Here is a 20,057-nt window from a genome sequence, read left to right as displayed (position 1 = left end):
TTACGTTATATCCAAATGAGAAAGCAAGAATATGCCATAGTAGATATCGAGACCACAGGCGGCAATGCCAGTCATAGTCGTATTACCGAAATCGCGATTATTATTCACGACGGAAGCACTGTGCTCGAACGTTATGAAACACTTGTAAATCCCGAAAAGGATATTCCGCCTTCTATTTTTGGATTAACGGGAATTAATAACGAAATGGTCGCCCATGCTCCTATCTTCGATGATATTTCTGAAAAAGTTATGGAAATGCTTACCGATCGTATTTTTGTAGCGCATAATGTCAATTTCGATTATTCGTTTGTACATCATCAGCTGGCTCAGGCAGGATTAAAATGGACAGCCAAAAAACTCTGCACGGTTCGTGCTGCCAGAAAAATTAAACCTGGATTGGGTTCGTACAGTTTAGGAAATCTTTGCAACTCTTTAAATATTGGCTTAGAAAACAGACACCGCGCCGGCGGAGATGCAGATGCTACCGCTCAATTATTTTCGCTTTTACGCGAATGGGACGACGAGGGCGTAATCGATCAAATGATCAAAAAAACAGCACAGGATCAACGATTACCGCCTAATCTTCCGCAAGAAGATTTTAATGCTTTGCCCGAAAAACCAGGAGTTTATTATTTCTATAATCAGGCGAAAAAAGTCATTTATGTTGGAAAAGCTGTTAATTTAAAAAAACGCGTGACATCGCATTTTACAGGAAATAATATCAATCAGCAGAGACAACATTTTCTAAGAGATATTTACGGAATTTCTTTTGAAGTCTGTGCTACAGAATTGATGGCTTTACTTTTAGAATGTACCGAAATCAAAAAACTTTGGCCGACTTACAACAGAGCTTTAAAACGTTTTGAAGCCAAATTTGGAATTTATCAATACGAAGCACGAAATGGTTATAAATATCTGGCAATTGGCAAAGTAAGTAAGTTCCAAATCTGTATTCATGAATTTAACAGCCTCCACACAGGCATTAATTTATTGAGAAGTCTTGCTGAACAGTTTGAAATTGACCATCGATTCTGTAAATATTCAAGACCTGAAGAAGGCGATTTTTTCTATACTCCTGAAGTAAAAGAACTTCCTGATCCACTTCTTCATAACGAACAAGTAGATAATGCGATTGATTTTTTATTGCACAACCGACCAAGTTTTGCCATTATAGACAAAGGAAGATCTGCAGATGAACGAAGCTGTATCTGGATTGAAAACGGTCATTTTCATGGAATGGGATATATCCCGCGAGATACTGCTATTCACGATCCCGAAGATGTCAAAAGTTATGTTACGCTCTATAAAAGCAATCAATATATTGAGCAGTTAATTTTTGCTTACGCTGAAAAATATCCAGGTAAAGTGTTCTTTAACAAACACTTTACAAAATAAAATTCTAAAAAGTTGTAAATTCAAGACTAGAACTAATCAAAATCTACTATGAAAATAGCTACTTATAACGTAAACGGAGTTAACGGGCGATTGAATGTTTTGTTACGCTGGCTGGAAGAAACCGCTCCAGATATTGTCTGTTTACAGGAATTGAAAGCACCGCAGGATAAATTTCCGCTTAAAGCAATAAATGATGCCGGTTACAATGCTATCTGGCACGGACAAAAACAATGGAACGGCGTTGCGATTCTTGCTCGAAATATGGAGATTGAAGAAGTAACCCGTACACTTCCAGGCGATGAAGAAGATGTGCAAAGCCGTTATATCGAAGCGTTGATTAACGGAATTGTAATTGCGTGTCTTTATCTTCCAAACGGAAATCCATATCCGGGGCCAAAATTTGAATACAAATTAAAATGGTTTGATCGGCTGGCGCATCGTGCAGAAACCTTATTGAGTCTAAAAGTTCCAGTAATCCTGATTGGAGATTACAATGTGATGCCAACAGAACTAGATGTTTATAAACCCGAAAAATGGGTTAACGATGCGCTTTTCAGAACTGAAGTTCGAGAAGCTTTTACAAACATAGTTTCGCAAGGTTGGACAGATGCAATTCGAAAATTATATCCCGACGAGAAAATTTATACGTTTTGGGATTATTTCCGAAATGCATACGAACGTGATGCGGGTCTAAGAATTGATCACTTTTTACTGAGTCCGCAAATAGCAAAAAAATTGAATGCTGGCGGTGTTGACCGTCATGTGCGAGGTTGGGAAAAAACCAGCGATCATGCTCCTGTATGGATTGAAATTGATAAAAAATAATGGAAAATGACACTATTTAACGACACCGAATTGTTTACCACAGGTTTGGCAGGAAAAAAAGTATTTGACATTCCTGATTCTGAATTGATTTTAATTGATGACTTTTTTACAAAAGAAGAATCGGATCTTTTTTATGAAAGGATACTTCGCAAAACCAAATGGAGAGAACATCAAATGGAAGTTTACGATAAAACCTATACCGTTCCTAGAATGATTGCTTGGTATGAAGATAAAGATAATCCCGGCGCAGACCCAAAAGGACCAGATTGGAACTATGAATTACTTAAAATAAGAGGTCGTGTTGAAAAAGAAACACAACTTGATTTTAATAGTTTATTATTGAATTTGTACCGAGACGGAAACGACGGCGTGGGCTGGCACAGCGATAAAGAACATAATACCGGTCCAAACCCAGTGATCGCTTCGGTTACTTTTGGAGAAACTAGAATGTTTAAACTTCGTCATAAATACAGCAAAGAGATTCCGCAGATTGAGATTCCGCTGCACCACGGATCCTTTTTGTTGATGGCTGGAACGACGAATAGTTTTTGGCAGCATCAGATTCCGAAAACGGCTCGCGATGTTTTGCCAAGGATCAATCTTACCTTTAGGAGAACCAATCGAAATCTTTGATTTTTATAGAATTGAAAATTAAAAAGAAGCTTTTTTCATTAAAACACACGTAAGATATTACTTGCTCTAAAAGTTAAAACATGCACTGTATGAACGTTTTATTAGGCAGAACTTATCTTTTTTACTATTTTTGCAACCTTTTTTTAAATACAATACCGTAATGGCTTATTCGAACAATGATCTATCGCGTTTCTTAGATGCGCAGAACAAACTTTATCTTACTGCTCTTGCCGAAATTGGCAAAGGGAAAAAAGAAACGCATTGGATGTGGTTTATTTTTCCGCAAATAAAAGGATTAGGACAAAGTGATACTGCAATTCTATACGCTATTAACGATTTGAAAGAAGCAGCAGATTATATGGAACATCCTATTTTAGGAAAACATTTAATCGAAATTTCTGAGCTTTTATTAACTTTTAAAATGAAATCTGCAGACGGAATTTTTGGCGATTTAGATGCTAGAAAACTGCGTTCTTGTATGACTTTGTTTTCTATGGTAGAAAACGCAAATCCGATATTTGAAGAAATTCTGGATGCTTTTTTCTCTGGAGAATCAGATCCTTTAACTATTAATATTATTAATTCAACTATAAAATCTGTTGAGTCTGAAGTGATTTAATTTCTTTAGCTTCAATAGCATTATTTCTTAAAAGACACTTTCGGGTGTCTTTTTTTGTGTTTAACCGCAAGGTAAGTTGAGATTTACGCAAAGACCGCTATGTTTTATTTAAAATAGAATAAAAGCTCAGAAAGCTTAAAAAAAAACTTTGTGAACCTTACATAAATCTTGGCAGGCTTTGCGGTTAAATATTCATATTGAAAATTTTCTTCGATTCTTAAATTGTTTTAAAGTGCTATGAATCTAAACAATAAAGTATTCATTTTAAAATAATTAGCACTAACTTGCATTAAATCCACCTCAATCTAAACCAAATTATGACCGAAAAAATCAAAACACTGCAGATTATTCATCTTGCCATTTGTGCAGGAACAATTCTCGTCTATTTTTTTGTGGGCGAAATTTCTATTAAAACATTAAAAATCCCTAAAATTGATTCTTCCTCCATTATATATGCGTTGATACCTGTTTTTGCTTTTGTTTTAAGTACATTTTTATTTAAATCGCAACTAAAACAAATTGATCCGAAATTAAAATTAGAAGACAAACTGCCTATTTATCAAGCAGCTTCGATTATGAGATGGGCTGTTCTTGAAGGTGCCGCTTTTATTCTTCTGTTTTTAAAACCTGATTTTATATTATTTGGAATTTTAATCATCATATATCTTATTTTCCTAAGACCTACAGAAGATCGAATTACTAATGATTTGTCTGAAAACTGATTTTTTAAAGTTTTTTGCCACAAAAACCCCAAGTCTTAAAGATTTTTGGGTCATACATTTTTTTAATTTACACGAGATTTTCATTTCTCCCTTTGTGTAAATTATAAAGTACTTTTCAAAACTATTGTTTCTTTTGAAAACGGATGCCCTAGCCCCGATGGGAGGGAAAATCCTTTTGTGTCCCGTTCCTTTAACGGGACACAAAAGATTTGGAAGGACAGCGGGATTAGCTCCTAAAAATTAATAGTGCCATTTTAAATTCCAAAACAGAACTTCAATTTTCTATTCATTTTTTCGTAACGAAATTTCACTAGATTTAATTCAATTAACGAAATATAACATTTAACATGCATCTAAAAAGCTCTAAATCCCTTGCGTTTAGGGCTTTTTTTTATGTGGCATATCTATTGGTTTCTTGAAACCGATTAACATTAAACCACATACATTATGAAAAAATCAATTATTTATCTGCTTATTCTTTTTCTGAATCATTCAATTTCCAGCGCTTGTGACAAATGCAGCGGCTACAACAATAGTGATTTTAAAATAAAATCAGCTTCGATTACACACAACGCCGATCTTGGTATTACGGTTTGGACTATCAAAGTAGAAGGAACTGCAGGAAAAACGATGCCTAAACCTGTGGGACAACTCAATGGCGCCCCAGTTTTAGGTTATGTTTTTCCGACTACTTTAAAAGCTGCTGATATTGGTTTCGGTCAAGCCGAAGGAATTGTAGCACTGGCTCTTACCTCTCATCCTGATTTTGAAGACACACCGCTTTGGGATGAAAATCTGGATGGTAATTACCTCAACGATGGTTTAATCTGGCATGCACACTGGGTGCTTTTGGTTGAAGATAAACGTGTTGGCGGCGGACTTTCGGTTCGAGAATTTACAAAAGGCGATCCAAATGTAGTTCTTCCTCCAACCAATCCAGGGATGGCAATGTACATGGACAGCCCTGGTTTTAATATTGTTGCTAAAGGTAATTCGATCAAAGTAATCGTTCCTGATTTTAGAATTAATAATAAAACCAACTTTAAGTTCGATGCTGTGAGCTGTTATATGGAAGTGAGTACTGGCGCTGGCGGATCGCATGAAAGCGAAGGAACAAAACCTATGTTGGGCGTATACAAAGTGTATGCGGTAGCGAGTGGAAATTTGTCTCTGCCTTATTCTGTTAAATAAATTTAATCTTGAGATCATGAAGAATTTAAGTATCATAAAAATGTTAGTAATTCCATATATAATTTTAGGGGCTTTGCCAACTCAAAGTTTCGCTCAGACAGATTATGCAACAGATCCGCATTTGACTCCTGCCGTTAAGACTTTTCTAAAACCATTAAACGGAGGCGGTCCTGGGCTTGAAACACTTCCTGTTGCCGACGCTCGTAATGTTTTGGTTGGAGCACAAAATGCTTTTAAAGTAGATTTATCTGGAATTGAAGAATCTGAAAAGGAAATCACAGCAGACGGATATAAAATCAAACTGAATATTGTTCGTCCGGCGGGAGCAAAAGGAAAACTACCTGTATTTATGTTTATTCATGGCGGCGGCTGGGTTTTGGGCGATTATCCGACACATAAACGTATGGTTCGCGATTTGAGTGTTCTTACGGGTTACGCAGGCGTTTTTGTAAATTATTCGCTTTCACCAGAACACAAATATCCACAACCTGTAAATGAAGTTTATGCAGCCGCAAAATGGATTTCGGAACATGGAAATGAAATTAATGTTGACGGAAGTAAACTCGGAATTGTTGGTAACAGCGCAGGCGGAAATCTGGCAACTGCAAGCGCTTTGATGGCAAAAGAAAAAGGAACTAATTTATATAAAGTTCAAATTCTTTTCTGGCCGGTAACGGATGCTAATTTTGAAACGGAATCTTATAAATTATACGGCAAACAACGTTTCTTGACGAGTTCTTTAATGAAATGGATGTGGGATCAATATGTAGATCCTTCGAAAAGAAAAGAGATTTATGCTTCTCCGCTTCAAGCGAGTTTATCGCAGCTGAAAGGCTTACCTCCTACTTTGATTCAGGTTGCCGAAAATGATATTTTAAGAGACGAAGGCGAAGCTTATGGACGTAAACTCAGCGATGCAGGTGTTGTTGTAACAACAGTTCGTTACAACGACGTGATTCATGATTTTGGTTTGTTAAATGGTCTTGCTGAAATTCCGCAGACAAAAGCTTTGTTTTTGCAAGCTGCTGCGGAACTGAAAAAATATTTAAAATAATTAAAGGACTTTTACAGCTTGATTCTTTACTTCTTACATCAGCACTAAGTTTTAAAAATCGAATGTAAAGTCCTTTTAATACAAAAAACCGCAGTTTAAAATTTAAGCTGCGGTTTTTATATTTGATTTAAGATTTTAATTTTCTTTTGGCTTTGTTAGATAATATACCGGGATTCCTGTCAGCATAATTAAAACACCCCAGCCACAAGTTGAAAATTTTGTTATAAGCAACGAAACACAAATGGCAGCTGCGATAATAATATACAACATTGGTAAAACAGGATATCCAAAAGCTTTATAAGGTCTTTCTATATTTGGCATTTTCTTTCGCAAAATGAAGATTCCGTAAATAGTAAGAATGTAAAAAATCAAAACAATGATGATTACAAAGTCTAATAAATCACCATATTTACCTGTCAGACATAAAGCCGAAGCCCAAAAACATTGCGCCCATAATGCCCATGCAGGAACACTGAAATCATTTAATTCTGCCGCTTTTTTAAAGAACAATCCGTCTTTTGCCATCGTATAATATACTCTAGCTCCAGCCATAATTAATCCGTTATTGCAGGCAAATGTCGAAATCATGATCATGATGGCAATAATCAAAGTTCCGATATTTCCGAATATGTATTGTGAAGCTACTACCGCAACACGATCTGATTTTGCAGTTGCAATTTCTTCAAAAGGAACTACTGCGAGATACATTACATTTGTTAAAACATAAATTATTGTCACAATAAATGTCCCTAAGAATAAACTCAAACCAACATTTCGCTGCGGATTTTTGATTTCGCCCGCAATAAAAGTTACCCCATTCCAAGCGTCACTAGAGAATAACGAACCTACCATTGCTGCTGAAATTCCTGTAATTAATGCCTGACCGCTTATAGGAAGCCAAGAACCATTTTCTGCGTTATATGTTTTTGGTGTCCAGGCATCTGTCCAATTTGCGTCCCAAATTGATGCTTTCGCGGCAAGCGTTAATCCGAAAACTATTAATCCTAAAAGAGAAAGGATTTTTATAATTGTCAAAACTGTTTGCAGAATTTTACCATTTTTTACACCGCGGCTGTTGATATAGGTTAATAAAATAATGGTAAAAATAGAAACCAACTGTGCTGCATTGAGCTTAAAAAATCCTAATACAAATAATATATTTTCGTCGCTGAGAGGCTCGTACAAATAGGCAGCAAATTTTGAAAATGCTACTCCAACAGCCGCAATTGTTCCTGTTTGAATTACAGCAAAAAAACTCCAGCCGTACAAAAAGGCAATTAACTTATTATAGGCTTCTTTTAAATAAACATATTGTCCGCCGGCTTTAGGAAACATGGCACTTAACTCTCCATAACTAACTGCAGCTATAATTGTAATTAATCCTGACAGCAGCCAAATTAAAGTAAGCCATCCAGCAGAACCTACTTGTCTGGCTATATCGGCACTTACAATAAATATCCCCGATCCGATCATAGAACCTACTACAAGCATGGTTCCGTCTAATAATCCGAGTTCTCTTTTAAAATTTTCGTGGTTTTCTTCTTGCATTTTTTTGGTTTTCGGTTGGTTAAAGATATAGTTTTTTTGGAAATTTTAGATTTTAGATTGTAGATTTTAGATTTTTATTCAATGCTTTTTAAATTCTCCTCTCAAATCTGCAATTCGGTACTTTACTAAATATAAAAATATCTTCATAAGAATATTTTTGATATCCCTCTTCAGCCTGACTTTCCTCTTTATTTTTTTATTGTGTTTTACTTGCAAAAAGAACACAACTCTACATCCTTAAATCTCACCAGAGTTATAGAAATATTTGATCTAAAAATCAAATTACGGTTTTCCATAAAATTTAACTTTTTAGAGGCTATACTTTTGAAATACGAAGTAGTAATATAATTCAAAAAAAATGGCTAGAATAATTTTACAAGACGAAAAAATGAATCTTTTCGGAGATAAACAAATTCAAAAATTGGGCTTTGTTAGTGACAGAGATATCTTGAAAAAAAGATCTAAGAAATACATGGACTTAATTAAAGATCTCGATACCAAACCCTTAACCAATACAAAAGGCATGGAGGATCTCTTAAAATCAATTCAAGAAGAATTTGGTACTGCAGAACTTGCAAGTTTACCCTTAGGCATTATTTCAAAATGCTATTTAGGACATCCTTATGAAGTACATACACTAGATCTAAGCGGTACACAAATCATTAAACACTACAAGGAAACTGAAACCATGGAGCCTCAATTTGAAAAAGCGCGTTCTGTCGCCAAACATAATGCTTATGCTATGGTAGAAATCTACAATGATAAAATTATTTTAATAAGAGAAGACGGCACAGCAACAAAATTATAAAATATCTAAAAATAAAAACTATGTCACAACAAGTAATCTCTTATGCAGACCTTTCTATTATTAATAGTGCTTTAAGGTCAATTAGTTCAGACATGAAAGGCGTTCATTCTGAATTGGGAACATTAAATTTCAAACAAAATAAATTGGAGAGCGAATTGGTTAAACTAGCTGACTCGTTCTCAGACTTCGTTGAAGCTGATTTAAAACACAAAGCTTTACAACTTGCTGAAACAAGACAAGGAAATTTAAAACAAGATTTACAAATTAAGTTTGGTTATTATGCCGAAGTGAGAAGAATGGCAACTGGTATTCTTCAAGGCGTAGATATTGGTGTAATAAGTGAAGAAACTTTACGATTTACGACAGAGGAAGTAATGATGAAAGCTCCTGGATATTGGCTTGCTCCTGCATTAGTTTCTTTAACAGCTTGGATTAGGAATGATAAAACCGCAACTGAAAAAACTTTAAATGAAGCTTTAAAAAGAGATGATTACAAAACAACTCTCTTTTTTATGATGGTAATGCGCAGATTATCTCGAAACGATTCAAGTTTAAAATGGCTCGAGCGGTATTTTATGCATCAAAATCCGCACAATCTCGATAGAGAATTTATCATCATATTAGAAGCCGTTACCACAGGAGTATTTCCTCCTGCGGCTAGACAACTAATGATGATAAATGTCAAAAATTGGATCGATCAGCTTACGCAAGGCGATACATTTATAAATGAACAAAAAATACAATGGGTGAAGTTCTTTGAAGCTTCGGGGCCTCTATCCCAAGGAACATACCCTTTACTAGAAAAGTTTTCCAGCAATTGGAAACTATTAGAAACTTCTTTAAAAGAAGCAAAAACGCACAATATCATAAATACTCACTTCAAAAAAATAATCTCTTCTTCTGCTGATTTTTCTAAAGGAATAAAAGTTCAATTAGATGAAATTTTATCCTTGCTTGTTACAAATTTTGATGATGAAGAACTTCCGTTACAAGAACAAGTACGATTTAATCAGCTTATTATTCAGATGGATGGAGACAAAAATGCCGCTCAGGCAATTATGGATACCGAAAAACATATTTTTGATGAGCAGGTAGATTTTTTACAATTATTAACTAATGCTTCATTTAATCCCGAATTATCTGGTGCAACAGTCGTAACTCAGGCACTTGCAGTTTCAATTAGTCAACCTTGGATTCTTGAAGCTTACAATACTTTTACTGCTCAATGCCGAAATAATGTTCCGCAACATATTGATTTATCTATCGATGATTTTAAAATATCTACAAAAGATGGAAGAGACGAAAATGAGCTTTTAATTGAACAAGAAACTTTTTATGATAAAATTTTAGAATCAGAATTAACAAAACTTTCTTTTCCTTATGGACTCGTAATAATTGGCGCATTAGTATGTCTTCTAGGTATTTATTTTTTTAACGTCTCATCATTTGTTGGTTTTATAGGAATTGGTATTGGTGCAGTTATAATTTGGAATTCAATTAATACAAACAATAAAGCCAAAAAGAAAGTTATAGAAAATATTAATGAACGAAAACAGAAAGGGAAAGAAGTCTTGCGTGGCTGTCTTGCAGAAACTGTAGATTATAGAATAGAACACTCATTACAAGATAGTAAAGCTGAAGAAGTGCGAAATCTAATATCATCAATAACCCCTGAAGATTTTTCGAGTGTTTCTAAAGAGACTGCTAGAAGTATTATTTAAAAATAAAAAATCAACTAATTATGACTAAAATAATTTTAGGCAATACTTTGGACCAATCTAAAGAGGCCGTAAATGAAAAAAAAACAGAAACTAAGGTAATAACAAATCTTTTTCAAGGAAGAACTGAGCCTGAGTTAGAAAATGCAAAATTTCCTGATTGGGATATTGTTCCACCATCACAGTTTATTAATCCGAGAATTAAAAACCAATAATGAAAAGTCCGACGACTTATTCTGAATGGGCAAATCTTCTTGATCAATTTGGAAATGGAAATGATCACGTTTTAGAAGATATGACAAATGGTTCTTTTATAATTGATGCTGGTGTCGCAAATCGTTTCTATAGTAAAGCTGAAGAAACATATAAGCTACGAAAACAAAATTGGCTTGATAAATTTCAGAGAGCTTTTCAATTTCAAAATCTAAAATCAGAAGATGATTTTGAAATTGCTTTGCGAAATGGCAAACAAAATCTTATCACTCTCAATAAATTTATTTCGATAAAAAGCTTTCCAGAAGATTTGCAAAAAACATTCAAAAACGACTTGGACGATTTTATTGCAGAAATTAGAAATTCATTACAGAAAAACAATTCTAACAGGAATGAAAAAATAACAATTCTATTAAAATCTTTTCAATTGAATTTAAATGTTCCTGAGCAAGAAATAAGTCCAAAAGAACTTTCGAAAAACAATACTATAATCTCTCCAACCGGCAGAAAAATAATATTTTAAATGGCAAATAAATCAGAATTCAAAACTTCTCTTTTACGTATGTTCAGAGCAAGGATACCTTTTATATCAATTAGAAGTATCGAACGAACAAGAGTATTAGAGGTTATTCAACAATTGGCAGAAGAAATCAATATCCCCATTTATTTTCATAATTTATCTCAGGGAACTATTGATATCAAATCAAAAAAAAGTGTTAACGATGACAGATCTGTTGCAGGGGGACTCGATTATGCTGTTCAAAACATATCACAAAGACAAAATTTGACATTCGTTTTTACAGAAGTAAGTGATATTGAAGATGACAATTTAGTTTCTAGACATTTATATGACTGTGTGATTCAGGCTATAGAAAGAGGTGGCAGTATTTGTTTAATTACAACAAAAACGATATGGCCGCAATTGCAACGCTTAGGAATGACGATAATTCTCGATGCACCAAATGAAGAAGAAATGTTAGAAGTTGTTAAAGAATGTGTCACTCCTTACAAAGGCTCAATTCCTTTAGAATGGGAAGATTCCGACTATAAAATGGCTGCAGCAATATTGGCAAATATGACTAAAATTGAAGCTGAAAATGTTTTAGCAACACAAATGGCTAAAGGATCTTTAACAAAAGAAGATATTAAAGAATTAAGTAATGCTAAGGATAAATTGTTTAGTGATATATCTGGATTAGAAAAAGTAAAATTGGATCCTTCTACTCTTTCAGTTGCAGGTTTATCTGGATTACAGCATTGGCTTGATAATCAAAAACAACTTTTAACAGCAGATTTAAAAGCTAGAAAAATGAGACCTCCAAGAGGCGTTTTATTGGTTGGAGTTCCTGGCTGTGGTAAATCTTTATCCGCAAAATTTATTGCTGCAAATTGGAATTTACCTTTATATCGTCTTGATCTAGCAGCTATTCAAGGGCAATATCTAGGTCAATCAGAAAACAGATTAAAAGAAGCGCTTGCATCTGCTGATAATGCTGCTCCATGTATATTATGGATTGACGAAATTGAAAAAGGACTTTCAGGCGCAATAGGCTCAAATGATGGAGGAACATCGACAAGAATGGTTGGACAATTTTTATTTTGGCTACAAGAAAGTATGGCAAAAGTTTTTGTTGTTTCAACTGCAAATGATGTGAGCAAATTGCCTCCTGAACTTTTACGCAGAGGTAGATTTGATGAATTATTCTTTGTCGATCTTCCCGGCGAAGTTGAACGAAAAGATATTATTTCGTTATACATCAAACGTAATTTACTAACTCTTCCGTCTGAAAATATGTTAAATCAACTTGTTGAAGTTTCAGAAGGTTTTGCTGGTTCTGATATAGAAGGAGCTGTTAGAGATGTAGCAATTCAGGCAGTAATTCATGGAGATAACGTTGTTGATGATCTTCTTTTCAAAAAATGCTTTAAAAATATTGTTCCTCTAAGTAAAACTGCGCCCGAAAAGATCGAAGCAATTAGAATGTGGGGACGCGAAAGAGCTGTACCTGCCTCTGGAGTATCTTGGAACAACTTACCTCACGACCAAAACATTGGAAAACGATCAATCATTATATAAAAATAACTCTATTTAACTGCAGGTCTTACACTTGCAGTTTTTTTATTTTTATATTTATTAATTATAAATGAAACCTTTTAATTATCAAAGTATATTTTATATTTGAAATAAATCAAATTATGAATTATTCCTTTTGATAAATTAATTTCATGAACAAGAAAACAAAATATTATCTGCTATTTATTTTGATCGGCACAGCTTTATTGACCAAAATTTTTACCCCCAAAATTTTTTATCTCGGCGGTGGGTCTTGTTATCAAGGAATAACGGCTTTTATCATTCATTTTTTCTTGATAATATGTACAATTTAAATGTATTGTCGCTCATGCTATTATCATTTTATAAACTTACCGCTTCTAAAGCATTAAATATAATATCCATCATTATTTGGTTTTTAGGCTTAATTATACATTCCATAGATCAAACAATTAAAGACAGTTTAATTGTATTTTCTTATTTTCTTCCGTTTTTGGCTGTAAGTATTTTAATTTTTTTAATGATAAAGAATTTCAATAAAAATCAACCGAATTCTATTTCTCATTTATGGACCAAAAAGAATTAATAATCAATAAAATTGCTCAAGATAAAATTGATTTTCATCTTGGATTACATCTTTTGTTAGACGATAACTATAATTTTGAACAACTTTTTTCAACTCTTCATAATTATATCTTCAATTCTATTCCAGAGAAATCAGATTATAATTCAGAAACTTATCAAAAAGCAATAAACAGTATTCCATTAAGACAAACTTTTACATCAATTGAGATACTAAAAAGATTTTCTCCCAAAATTGCTTTTTATAAATTGGCTTCACTTCCAGAAAATGAAAACAAAAAAACGATAACTTGTTTACTTTGGATTTTTAAAATTACCGATACTGAAAGAAGAAATACAGAATGCAAAAATGGTTGTGGTCATTTTTGGCACGAACTTGAATAAAATAATACCAATCTTAGCAACTTGCTTTTAATAAAAAAATTCCTCTTTTACGCTTTCCCGTAAACTTATACAATTTCAAGTATTTATATTTGGTAATAACTAACCAATCAAATATAAAACTACAATATGGAAAACACTATAGCAGAAACTCAGGAAGCATCTAATCAATACTACTATTTAGCGATAAGTTTATTTAATGAGGGAAAATCTGGTTATGAGACTAAAAATGCTTTGATCGAAAATGGATTAAGTCCTGATGCAGCCTCACTTATTGTTGAAAAAATTGAAACTCAAATTCATGAAGCACAACAAGAACATGCGCATGCTCAGGCAAAGAAGGATATGCTTTATGGTATTTTATGGTGTGTTGGCGGTACTATTCTAACTTTATCTAATATTGGTTTTATATTTTGGGGAGCAATATTATTCGGTGGCATTCAGTTTTTCAGAGGTTTGATCAATTTAAATTCTTAACTTTAAGATTAGAATTTAAATCGAAATTCCTTTTTGGAATTAAAAACTATATTTATGACTTGGGATCCGAAAAAATACAATCAATTTAAAGAAGACCGTTTTAAGCCTTTTGTAGATCTGACAAGTCATATTATCGATAGACCAAATCTTAAAGTTATTGATTTAGGATGCGGAACTGGTGAACTTACTAAGAAATTAGCTCAAAAACTTAGTAATCCGATTGTACTGGGGATAGATAATTCAGCCGAAATGCTTGCAAAAGCACCTGCTGAGAACAATGTAACTTTCCAACAATTATCAATTACAGAACAGTTAGAGAATGAAACCAAATGGGATTTGATTTTCTCTAATGCCGCTTTACAATGGATTGACGATCATGAAACTCTTTTTCCAAAAATAATTTCACGTATTAATTCTGGAGGACAACTTGCTGTTCAGATGCCTCAACAAAACGAAAACATTCTCAATAAAATACTTTTTAAATTAGTACAAGAACAGCCGTTTGCTTCTTATTTAAAGAATTGGACAAGACCTTCGCCTGTTTTGAATTTAGACAAATATGCCAAAATACTTTTTGAAAATGGAGGCGAAAATCTAATTGTCTACGAAAAAGTTTATCCCATTATTTCAGAAAATGAGAATGATTTTTTTGATTTTATTTCCGGCTCAGCGTTAACCGTTTACCAAGAACGTTTAAACACAAATGAATTTGAAGAATTGAGTGCCGAATTCAAAAAAAGAATTAACAATTATTTCCCTGTTGTTCCTTCTATATATGCTTTTAGAAGATTGATTCTGTATGCTTCTTTCTCATAATAATTTCAAAAGGAAATTATACAGACACAAAACCATTAAACAAAACAACTATTTTTACTTCTAATTTTCACAAAATATTAAGATTTCATTTTTAAAGCTTATTAGCGTTTTTGAAATATCTTTTTTAAAATGCAAAAGTCGTTTTTCAGTAAAAATAAAACACAAATATTTGAATTACAGATTTTTATATGTTAATTTTTTTGTACTTATTTTTTAAAAAACTATAAGATAAATTTTACTATATTTGATATTGCCAACAAATTCTCATTTTATAAAAAAGAAAATAATTTAACAAACGTTTAATAAAACCAAACAACCTTTACCCCATAAAGCTTGCCTGGCATTTTTCAAACAAAACAAACGCGCTTTATTACTAACCTACAAACAAGAATCTATGTTAAAGCTGCAAGCTCTAAAAAACTTTCGTTTTCCGAATGTTTTTATTTTAATACTAATTGTTTTCATTTCTTGCGCCCTTTTAATCTGCATTAATATTTTTACAATCAAAATTTTATCAGCCAACAGAGCATATGTAAACGGAGAATCTCATTATTCTAAAGGACAAAAAGATGCTTCTAGACATCTTATTACTTATTTATATACCAAAGATCCACAGCAGTGGAAATTATATTTAGAAGAAATAAAAGTACCGCAAGGTGATGGAATTGCGCGAATTACGTTATTGAAAGCCGGAGACAATGAAGTTGCTCGGCAAGGTTTTTTGATTGGACGAAATCACGAAGAAGATTTGGATGACGTGATCTGGTTGTTTGACAACTTTAAAAATGTTTCTTTTTTATCAAAAGCTATTGATGAATGGGGAAAAGGAGATAAATTAATTTTTAGACTTTTTGTAATCGGACAGCAGGTAAATGCCAAAATTAAACACAATATTTTAACTCCAGCCGACAGACAGAAATTTCTACACGAAATCAGCACTATCAGCGATAGTTTGACCATTAACGAACGTAATTTTTCTAATATGTTAGGAGAAGGAACTCGTAAAATAAAAGATTTATTAATTCTTACGAATGTCTTTTTTGTACTGATTATTATATGCAGCGTTTGTCTTTATTATTCAATCATGGTAAAAAGGCTTTTGGTTTCTAAAAAAGAAACTGAGGTAAAGAATGAGAACCTCATTATTGTCAATCGAGAACTAGATCGTTTTGTTTACAGTGCATCGCATGATTTAAGATCACCGATTACGTCATTGAAAGGCCTGATCGAGATTACAGCCTTAGAAGATGACCTTTCGCAAATAAGAAATTATCTTCAAATGATGAATTACAGCCTTACACGACAAGATCAATTTATAAGCGATATTATCGATTATTCTAAAAACAAAAGAAAGGAAGTTGTAATGGAGCCTGTAAGTTTAAAAGAATTATTTAATGAAGCCATTCTTCAGTTAATGCACATCGAGAATGCCAATCGAATAAAAATAACCCAGGAACTTTTGGTTGACCAAATAGAAAGTGACGGATTGCGTTTGAAAATTATCATTAATAATTTACTTTCTAACGCCATAAAATACGCCGACTGCAGTAAACAAGAAATGTTCATCAGCATAAAAACTTATAGCTGCGACGGACTTAACAAAATCGAAGTCTCGGACAACGGTATCGGGATTCGAGATGAATTTAAGGATAGTATTTTTGATATGTATTTTGGAACTAACAAAAATAAAGGTTCAGGATTAGGGCTTTACATCGTAAAAGAAGCCATAGAAAATATAAAAGGAGAAATCGCTGTTTTTTCCGAAAGTAATATTGGAAGTAAATTTATTGTAACTATTCCGCAATCACATGGAATCTAATCTAGGATTTGTATTAATTGAAGACAATTTGATTGATCAATTTGTCATTAAAAAATTACTCAAAAAAGCATTGGATATCAACCCGCTTTATATTGCCAACAATGGAAAAGAAGGACTAGAATGGCTTTTAAAAAACGTAAAACAAAAACCATTAATCATTCTTTTGGATATTCAAATGCCTATTATGAATGGATTTGAGTTTTTGGAGCACTTCACAAGTCTTGAAGAACAAATAAAAGACAAAATTCAGATTTTTGTTCTTTCCTCAACATTGGATTTAGACGAAATAAAAAAGGCAAAAGAAAATAGTTATGTTTCTGGATTTTTTAGCAAACCACTTAAAATTGAAACACTTAAAAACAACTTTACTTAATTAGTTTAAAACACGATTAACCTGTGAAAAAGCTCTCGTATAATAAGGTTCTTTGGTAGAAGAAATCATAACACCACCGTGAGTTGACGAGTGTACAAATTTTATTTCACCATCTAAGACTTCTACCACCATTCCCACATGATTAATTTGACGTCTTCCATTTGTCTTGAAGAAAATCAAATCTCCTTTTTGAGCATCGTCAGATGTAACTTTTGTACCAATACGAGATTGTTCAATAGAACTTCTAGGCAGTTTAATGTCAAAATTATTAAACGTACAAAACATTAACCCAGAACAATCGAATCCTGCTTTGGTGGTTCCTCCCGATCGGTATCTTGTCCCAATATTACCCGTAGCATTTACAATTAATTGATCTATTAATTCCGAATAGTTTCCTGGCGTTCGAACATATGTGGAATCTTTTTTAATTTCTGGCGCTGTATTTTCTGCAATTTGACTTGAAGTATTGTTTGCAACATCATTTTTAGCTTCCTGGGCATCTTTTGCTGCCTGAATTGCATCTGCTTTTTCTTTTGAAACTTTAATGGTAAGCAGATATCCAACAGGAACTTTTCCTTTTATCGATGGGTTTTGTCGTTCTAATTCTGCAACGGTGATTCCGTATTCTTTAGAAATCCCATATTTAGTTTCCTTAGGCTTAACTTCTCTAAAAAGTTCTACATCTGTAGATACAACTGCCGTTTCTGCCGGTTTTTCATTTTCAACAGAAATATTAGACGGAATTGTAATCAGCTGTCCTATTTTTAATCCTTCTGTTTCTAAAAGAGGATTGGCTTTTTTGAGATCATCAACAGAAACATTATATTTTTTTGAAATTCCCCAAAGTGTTTCTTTTTGCAGCACTTCATGAGATCCTGTGGAATTTGTATTTTCAGCTACTGAATTTGATTTTGATACAGCAGTTTGTTTGTTTTTATTAGGGATAAGAAGAGTCGAATTTAACTTTAGAATTTTTGGAGCATTCGGGTTAGCATCTGCAATATCTTTTGCTTTAACTCCGTATTTTTTTGCAATAACTGTAAGATTGTCACCTTGCGAAATTTTATGCTTAATGAAATTTTCCTGAGCAAAAGCTCCAAAACTTAAAAAAAATAATATTACAATTAACTTATTAATCATATTCTTAACTTTTTAAAGAGCAAAAAACAACTAAATTTTTAAACTCTAGATAATTATTCGATTTGGGGGCATCGCGAATTTAACTTATTAAAGTAATAAAAACACATTTTTTAACAACAAATTTTCCTGTTATGAGAATTTACGGCATAAAATTTGCGCCAATATTGTGAAAAGCAGCTGCTTATCTTAATAAGTCGTTTTCGAGAAATTACACCAAAACTAAACAAATTAAAACCTTTACATTTTGAAAAAAATATTATCTCTCTTTGTCTTAATTCCTTTTCTTACAACTGCGCAAACTATAAATGGAGTTGTTAAATCTAAAACTACCAACTTACCAGTCGAGGATGCTAATATATATGCAATGCAATCTCAAATCGGAACTATAACCAATGATAGTGGAGAATTTTCATTAAGTAAAACAAAAGCAAACGATACACTTCAGGTGTCACATATTGGCTACATTACGACAAAAATAGCAATCACTGATTTTAAAAAATCAAACTTTATTATTTCTCTAGAAGAAGATATTGAAACGTTGAAGAATGTGGAGATAACAAATCGTCAAGTGAAATTAAAATCTAAACTTGATTTTACTAAGCTTGAATCTTTAAATAAAGTCCTTTATTCTTTTGGCTCGGCAGTAATAAATGACAAAATTTATATAGTTGGCGGCGACAGCAGTGACGAAGAAAATGCACTAAACATTTTAAAGGAAAGAAGCATAAGTTCTGATAACGATCCTAACTTCGAAAAAAAATATCGAGAATTACTTCAAATGCAAGTAGCCAAAAGATTTTATAGCGAAGACTTGCTTATTTATGACCCAAAAACAGATATATGGGAGAAATCAAATACAAAATTTAAGAGAAGAGCTTATCATAATATGAATTATTACGACAACATGCTTTATGTTTTAGGAGGAAAAAGACTTTCAATGAACCAAAAATTTGAATATCTAGAAAACGAAATTGAAGTTTTTGACGTTAATAAAAATACTATCACCATTGACAAAACCAATCCTCACACAGCTGCTGACTTTACTTCTTTTGTCTATAAAGATAATATTATTGTCATGGGCGGCTCTATAAAAAACACTGAAAGAGGACAAAAGACCTTTACTGACAAAGTACATATGTACAATATCACTTCAGGATTGTGGTATGAGTTAGAAAAAATGCCAACTGCCAAAGAAATAAAAGGAGTTTTGATTGGCGATAAAATCTTTACCATTGGAAATAATGACAACAAAAGTTTTTCCGAGATTCAGAGTTTTGATTTAACAAATGAAACTTGGAAAAATGAAGCGTCTTTAATTTCCCATCTAGAAAATCCTGCAATTGCTTACAACGATAATGATATTTATATTTTTGAAGATGGAAAGCTCTCAATTTACGACACAAAATCAAAGCAAATTAAGGAATACTTTGTTGATCTTCAATTAAGAGCTGCTACCATGCATTTTTTAAATAACAAATTGTACATTATTGGAGGCTATTCATTTGGCTCGTTCATGAAGATTCCCTCATCAAAAGTATACAGCATTTCTATAGACGAATTTGACAATACCGCACCAAACCGTATTAGAGTTTTATCACAAAATAATATAGCAAATAAAAACTAAACCTGATCGATATATTCTTCATTAAAACGAAAAAAGCGCTCTGTTTACACAGAGCGCTTTTTTATA

20 protein-coding genes are annotated in these 20,057 nt (G+C 32.9%); 18 read left to right on the top strand and 2 right to left on the bottom strand.

The window, feature by feature from the left end:
* Window positions 1–15: 15 nt before the first annotated feature.
* From ACFSC2_RS16170 to ACFSC2_RS16140, 7 genes are all read left to right on the top strand, one after another.
* Window positions 16–1,395, top strand: coding sequence for an exonuclease domain-containing protein (locus tag ACFSC2_RS16170; RefSeq protein WP_379814332.1), 1,380 nt, complete (start codon window positions 16–18; stop codon window positions 1,393–1,395).
* A 48-nt stretch (window positions 1,396–1,443) separates the two neighbouring features.
* Window positions 1,444–2,220 carry an exodeoxyribonuclease III gene (xth, locus tag ACFSC2_RS16165; protein WP_379814333.1) on the top strand — a complete coding sequence of 259 codons (777 nt, stop codon included), beginning with the start codon at window positions 1,444–1,446 and terminating at the stop codon, window positions 2,218–2,220.
* 6 nt (window positions 2,221–2,226) lie between these two features.
* The gene (locus ACFSC2_RS16160) at window positions 2,227–2,853 is read left to right on the top strand and encodes an alpha-ketoglutarate-dependent dioxygenase AlkB family protein (protein WP_379814334.1); all 627 of its coding nucleotides are present in this window, start codon (window positions 2,227–2,229) and stop codon (window positions 2,851–2,853) included.
* Between the two features lie 160 nt (window positions 2,854–3,013).
* Window positions 3,014–3,472 (top strand): DUF1810 domain-containing protein, encoded by a 459-nt coding sequence (locus tag ACFSC2_RS16155; RefSeq protein WP_379814335.1) that lies wholly within the window; start codon window positions 3,014–3,016, stop codon window positions 3,470–3,472.
* A gap of 317 nt (window positions 3,473–3,789) precedes the next feature.
* Window positions 3,790–4,194 (top strand): MFS transporter, encoded by a 405-nt coding sequence (locus ACFSC2_RS16150; RefSeq protein ID WP_379814336.1) that lies wholly within the window; start codon window positions 3,790–3,792, stop codon window positions 4,192–4,194.
* Window positions 4,195–4,641: 447 nt separating this feature from the next.
* Window positions 4,642–5,385 (top strand): hypothetical protein, encoded by a 744-nt coding sequence (locus ACFSC2_RS16145; RefSeq protein ID WP_379814337.1) that lies wholly within the window; start codon window positions 4,642–4,644, stop codon window positions 5,383–5,385.
* A 16-nt stretch (window positions 5,386–5,401) separates the two neighbouring features.
* Window positions 5,402–6,439 carry an alpha/beta hydrolase gene (locus tag ACFSC2_RS16140; RefSeq protein ID WP_379814338.1) on the top strand — a complete coding sequence of 346 codons (1,038 nt, stop codon included), beginning with the start codon at window positions 5,402–5,404 and terminating at the stop codon, window positions 6,437–6,439.
* A 135-nt stretch (window positions 6,440–6,574) separates the two neighbouring features.
* On the opposite strand, the gene ACFSC2_RS16135 is transcribed toward ACFSC2_RS16140, so the two are convergent.
* Window positions 6,575–7,987, bottom strand: coding sequence for an APC family permease (locus tag ACFSC2_RS16135; protein WP_379814339.1), 1,413 nt, complete (start codon window positions 7,985–7,987; stop codon window positions 6,575–6,577).
* A 358-nt stretch (window positions 7,988–8,345) separates the two neighbouring features.
* Between ACFSC2_RS16135 and ACFSC2_RS16130 the strand changes: the two genes are divergently transcribed.
* The 10 genes from ACFSC2_RS16130 to ACFSC2_RS16085 all read left to right on the top strand — a co-directional run bounded on the left by ACFSC2_RS16130 (window position 8,346) and on the right by ACFSC2_RS16085 (window position 17,227).
* Window positions 8,346–8,795, top strand: a complete 450-nt coding sequence (locus tag ACFSC2_RS16130; protein WP_379814340.1) for a hypothetical protein — start codon at window positions 8,346–8,348, stop codon at window positions 8,793–8,795.
* A 20-nt stretch (window positions 8,796–8,815) separates the two neighbouring features.
* Window positions 8,816–10,516, top strand: a complete 1,701-nt coding sequence (locus ACFSC2_RS16125) for a hypothetical protein (protein ID WP_379814341.1) — start codon at window positions 8,816–8,818, stop codon at window positions 10,514–10,516.
* Between the two features lie 20 nt (window positions 10,517–10,536).
* A complete protein-coding gene (locus ACFSC2_RS16120) occupies window positions 10,537–10,728 on the top strand; it encodes a hypothetical protein (protein ID WP_379814342.1) in 192 nt (63 codons plus the stop codon).
* Window positions 10,728–11,249: a hypothetical protein gene (locus ACFSC2_RS16115; protein ID WP_379814344.1), complete on the top strand. Its 522-nt coding sequence runs from the start codon at window positions 10,728–10,730 to the stop codon at window positions 11,247–11,249. Before ACFSC2_RS16120 ends, ACFSC2_RS16115 begins: the two co-directional genes overlap by 1 nt.
* Complete coding sequence (locus tag ACFSC2_RS16110) at window positions 11,250–12,803, top strand: AAA family ATPase (RefSeq protein WP_379814346.1); 1,554 nt, start codon at window positions 11,250–11,252, stop codon at window positions 12,801–12,803.
* A gap of 543 nt (window positions 12,804–13,346) precedes the next feature.
* Window positions 13,347–13,745, top strand: coding sequence for a DUF5958 family protein (locus ACFSC2_RS16105; protein ID WP_379814347.1), 399 nt, complete (start codon window positions 13,347–13,349; stop codon window positions 13,743–13,745).
* Window positions 13,746–13,871: 126 nt separating this feature from the next.
* On the top strand, window positions 13,872–14,219 hold the full coding sequence (locus tag ACFSC2_RS16100; protein WP_379814348.1) for a hypothetical protein: 348 nt from the start codon (window positions 13,872–13,874) through the stop codon (window positions 14,217–14,219).
* Window positions 14,220–14,273: 54 nt separating this feature from the next.
* Window positions 14,274–15,035: a methyltransferase domain-containing protein gene (locus tag ACFSC2_RS16095; RefSeq protein WP_379814349.1), complete on the top strand. Its 762-nt coding sequence runs from the start codon at window positions 14,274–14,276 to the stop codon at window positions 15,033–15,035.
* A 394-nt stretch (window positions 15,036–15,429) separates the two neighbouring features.
* On the top strand, window positions 15,430–16,854 hold the full coding sequence (locus ACFSC2_RS16090) for a sensor histidine kinase (RefSeq protein WP_379814350.1): 1,425 nt from the start codon (window positions 15,430–15,432) through the stop codon (window positions 16,852–16,854).
* The gene (locus ACFSC2_RS16085; RefSeq protein ID WP_379814351.1) at window positions 16,844–17,227 is read left to right on the top strand and encodes a response regulator; all 384 of its coding nucleotides are present in this window, start codon (window positions 16,844–16,846) and stop codon (window positions 17,225–17,227) included. Before ACFSC2_RS16090 ends, ACFSC2_RS16085 begins: the two co-directional genes overlap by 11 nt.
* Here the strand turns inward: ACFSC2_RS16085 and ACFSC2_RS16080 are convergent, their stop codons facing one another.
* A complete protein-coding gene (locus tag ACFSC2_RS16080; protein ID WP_379814352.1) occupies window positions 17,228–18,367 on the bottom strand; it encodes a C40 family peptidase in 1,140 nt (379 codons plus the stop codon). It lies immediately after the preceding gene.
* A 244-nt stretch (window positions 18,368–18,611) separates the two neighbouring features.
* Here ACFSC2_RS16080 and ACFSC2_RS16075 point away from each other — a divergent pair, with 244 nt between their 5' ends.
* The gene (locus ACFSC2_RS16075; RefSeq protein ID WP_379814353.1) at window positions 18,612–19,991 is read left to right on the top strand and encodes a Kelch repeat-containing protein; all 1,380 of its coding nucleotides are present in this window, start codon (window positions 18,612–18,614) and stop codon (window positions 19,989–19,991) included.
* The last annotated feature ends 66 nt before the right edge of the window (window positions 19,992–20,057 follow it).

The sequence above is a fragment of the Flavobacterium artemisiae genome, assembly GCF_042678225.1.
GTDB classification, from domain to species: Bacteria; Bacteroidota; Bacteroidia; order Flavobacteriales; family Flavobacteriaceae; genus Flavobacterium; species Flavobacterium artemisiae.
Note: the sequence above shows the minus strand (reverse complement) of the source record. Positions and strands in the feature narration are given on the sequence as shown.

Bases quoted from the DNA above. Each gene is read 5' to 3' on its own strand.
- ACFSC2_RS16170 (WP_379814332.1), top strand. From the start codon at position 16: ATGAGAAAGCAAGAATATGCCATAGTAGATATCGAGACCACAGGCGGC.
- xth (WP_379814333.1), top strand. From the start codon at position 1,444: ATGAAAATAGCTACTTATAACGTAAACGGAGTTAACGGGCGATTGAAT.
- ACFSC2_RS16160 (WP_379814334.1), top strand. From the start codon at position 2,227: ATGACACTATTTAACGACACCGAATTGTTTACCACAGGTTTGGCAGGA.
- ACFSC2_RS16155 (WP_379814335.1), top strand. From the start codon at position 3,014: ATGGCTTATTCGAACAATGATCTATCGCGTTTCTTAGATGCGCAGAAC.
- ACFSC2_RS16150 (WP_379814336.1), top strand. From the start codon at position 3,790: ATGACCGAAAAAATCAAAACACTGCAGATTATTCATCTTGCCATTTGT.
- ACFSC2_RS16145 (WP_379814337.1), top strand. From the start codon at position 4,642: ATGAAAAAATCAATTATTTATCTGCTTATTCTTTTTCTGAATCATTCA.
- ACFSC2_RS16140 (WP_379814338.1), top strand. From the start codon at position 5,402: ATGAAGAATTTAAGTATCATAAAAATGTTAGTAATTCCATATATAATT.
- ACFSC2_RS16135 (WP_379814339.1), bottom strand. From the start codon at position 7,987: ATGCAAGAAGAAAACCACGAAAATTTTAAAAGAGAACTCGGATTATTA.
- ACFSC2_RS16130 (WP_379814340.1), top strand. From the start codon at position 8,346: ATGGCTAGAATAATTTTACAAGACGAAAAAATGAATCTTTTCGGAGAT.
- ACFSC2_RS16125 (WP_379814341.1), top strand. From the start codon at position 8,816: ATGTCACAACAAGTAATCTCTTATGCAGACCTTTCTATTATTAATAGT.
- ACFSC2_RS16120 (WP_379814342.1), top strand. From the start codon at position 10,537: ATGACTAAAATAATTTTAGGCAATACTTTGGACCAATCTAAAGAGGCC.
- ACFSC2_RS16115 (WP_379814344.1), top strand. From the start codon at position 10,728: ATGAAAAGTCCGACGACTTATTCTGAATGGGCAAATCTTCTTGATCAA.
- ACFSC2_RS16110 (WP_379814346.1), top strand. From the start codon at position 11,250: ATGGCAAATAAATCAGAATTCAAAACTTCTCTTTTACGTATGTTCAGA.
- ACFSC2_RS16105 (WP_379814347.1), top strand. From the start codon at position 13,347: ATGGACCAAAAAGAATTAATAATCAATAAAATTGCTCAAGATAAAATT.
- ACFSC2_RS16100 (WP_379814348.1), top strand. From the start codon at position 13,872: ATGGAAAACACTATAGCAGAAACTCAGGAAGCATCTAATCAATACTAC.
- ACFSC2_RS16095 (WP_379814349.1), top strand. From the start codon at position 14,274: ATGACTTGGGATCCGAAAAAATACAATCAATTTAAAGAAGACCGTTTT.
- ACFSC2_RS16090 (WP_379814350.1), top strand. From the start codon at position 15,430: ATGTTAAAGCTGCAAGCTCTAAAAAACTTTCGTTTTCCGAATGTTTTT.
- ACFSC2_RS16085 (WP_379814351.1), top strand. From the start codon at position 16,844: ATGGAATCTAATCTAGGATTTGTATTAATTGAAGACAATTTGATTGAT.
- ACFSC2_RS16080 (WP_379814352.1), bottom strand. From the start codon at position 18,367: ATGATTAATAAGTTAATTGTAATATTATTTTTTTTAAGTTTTGGAGCT.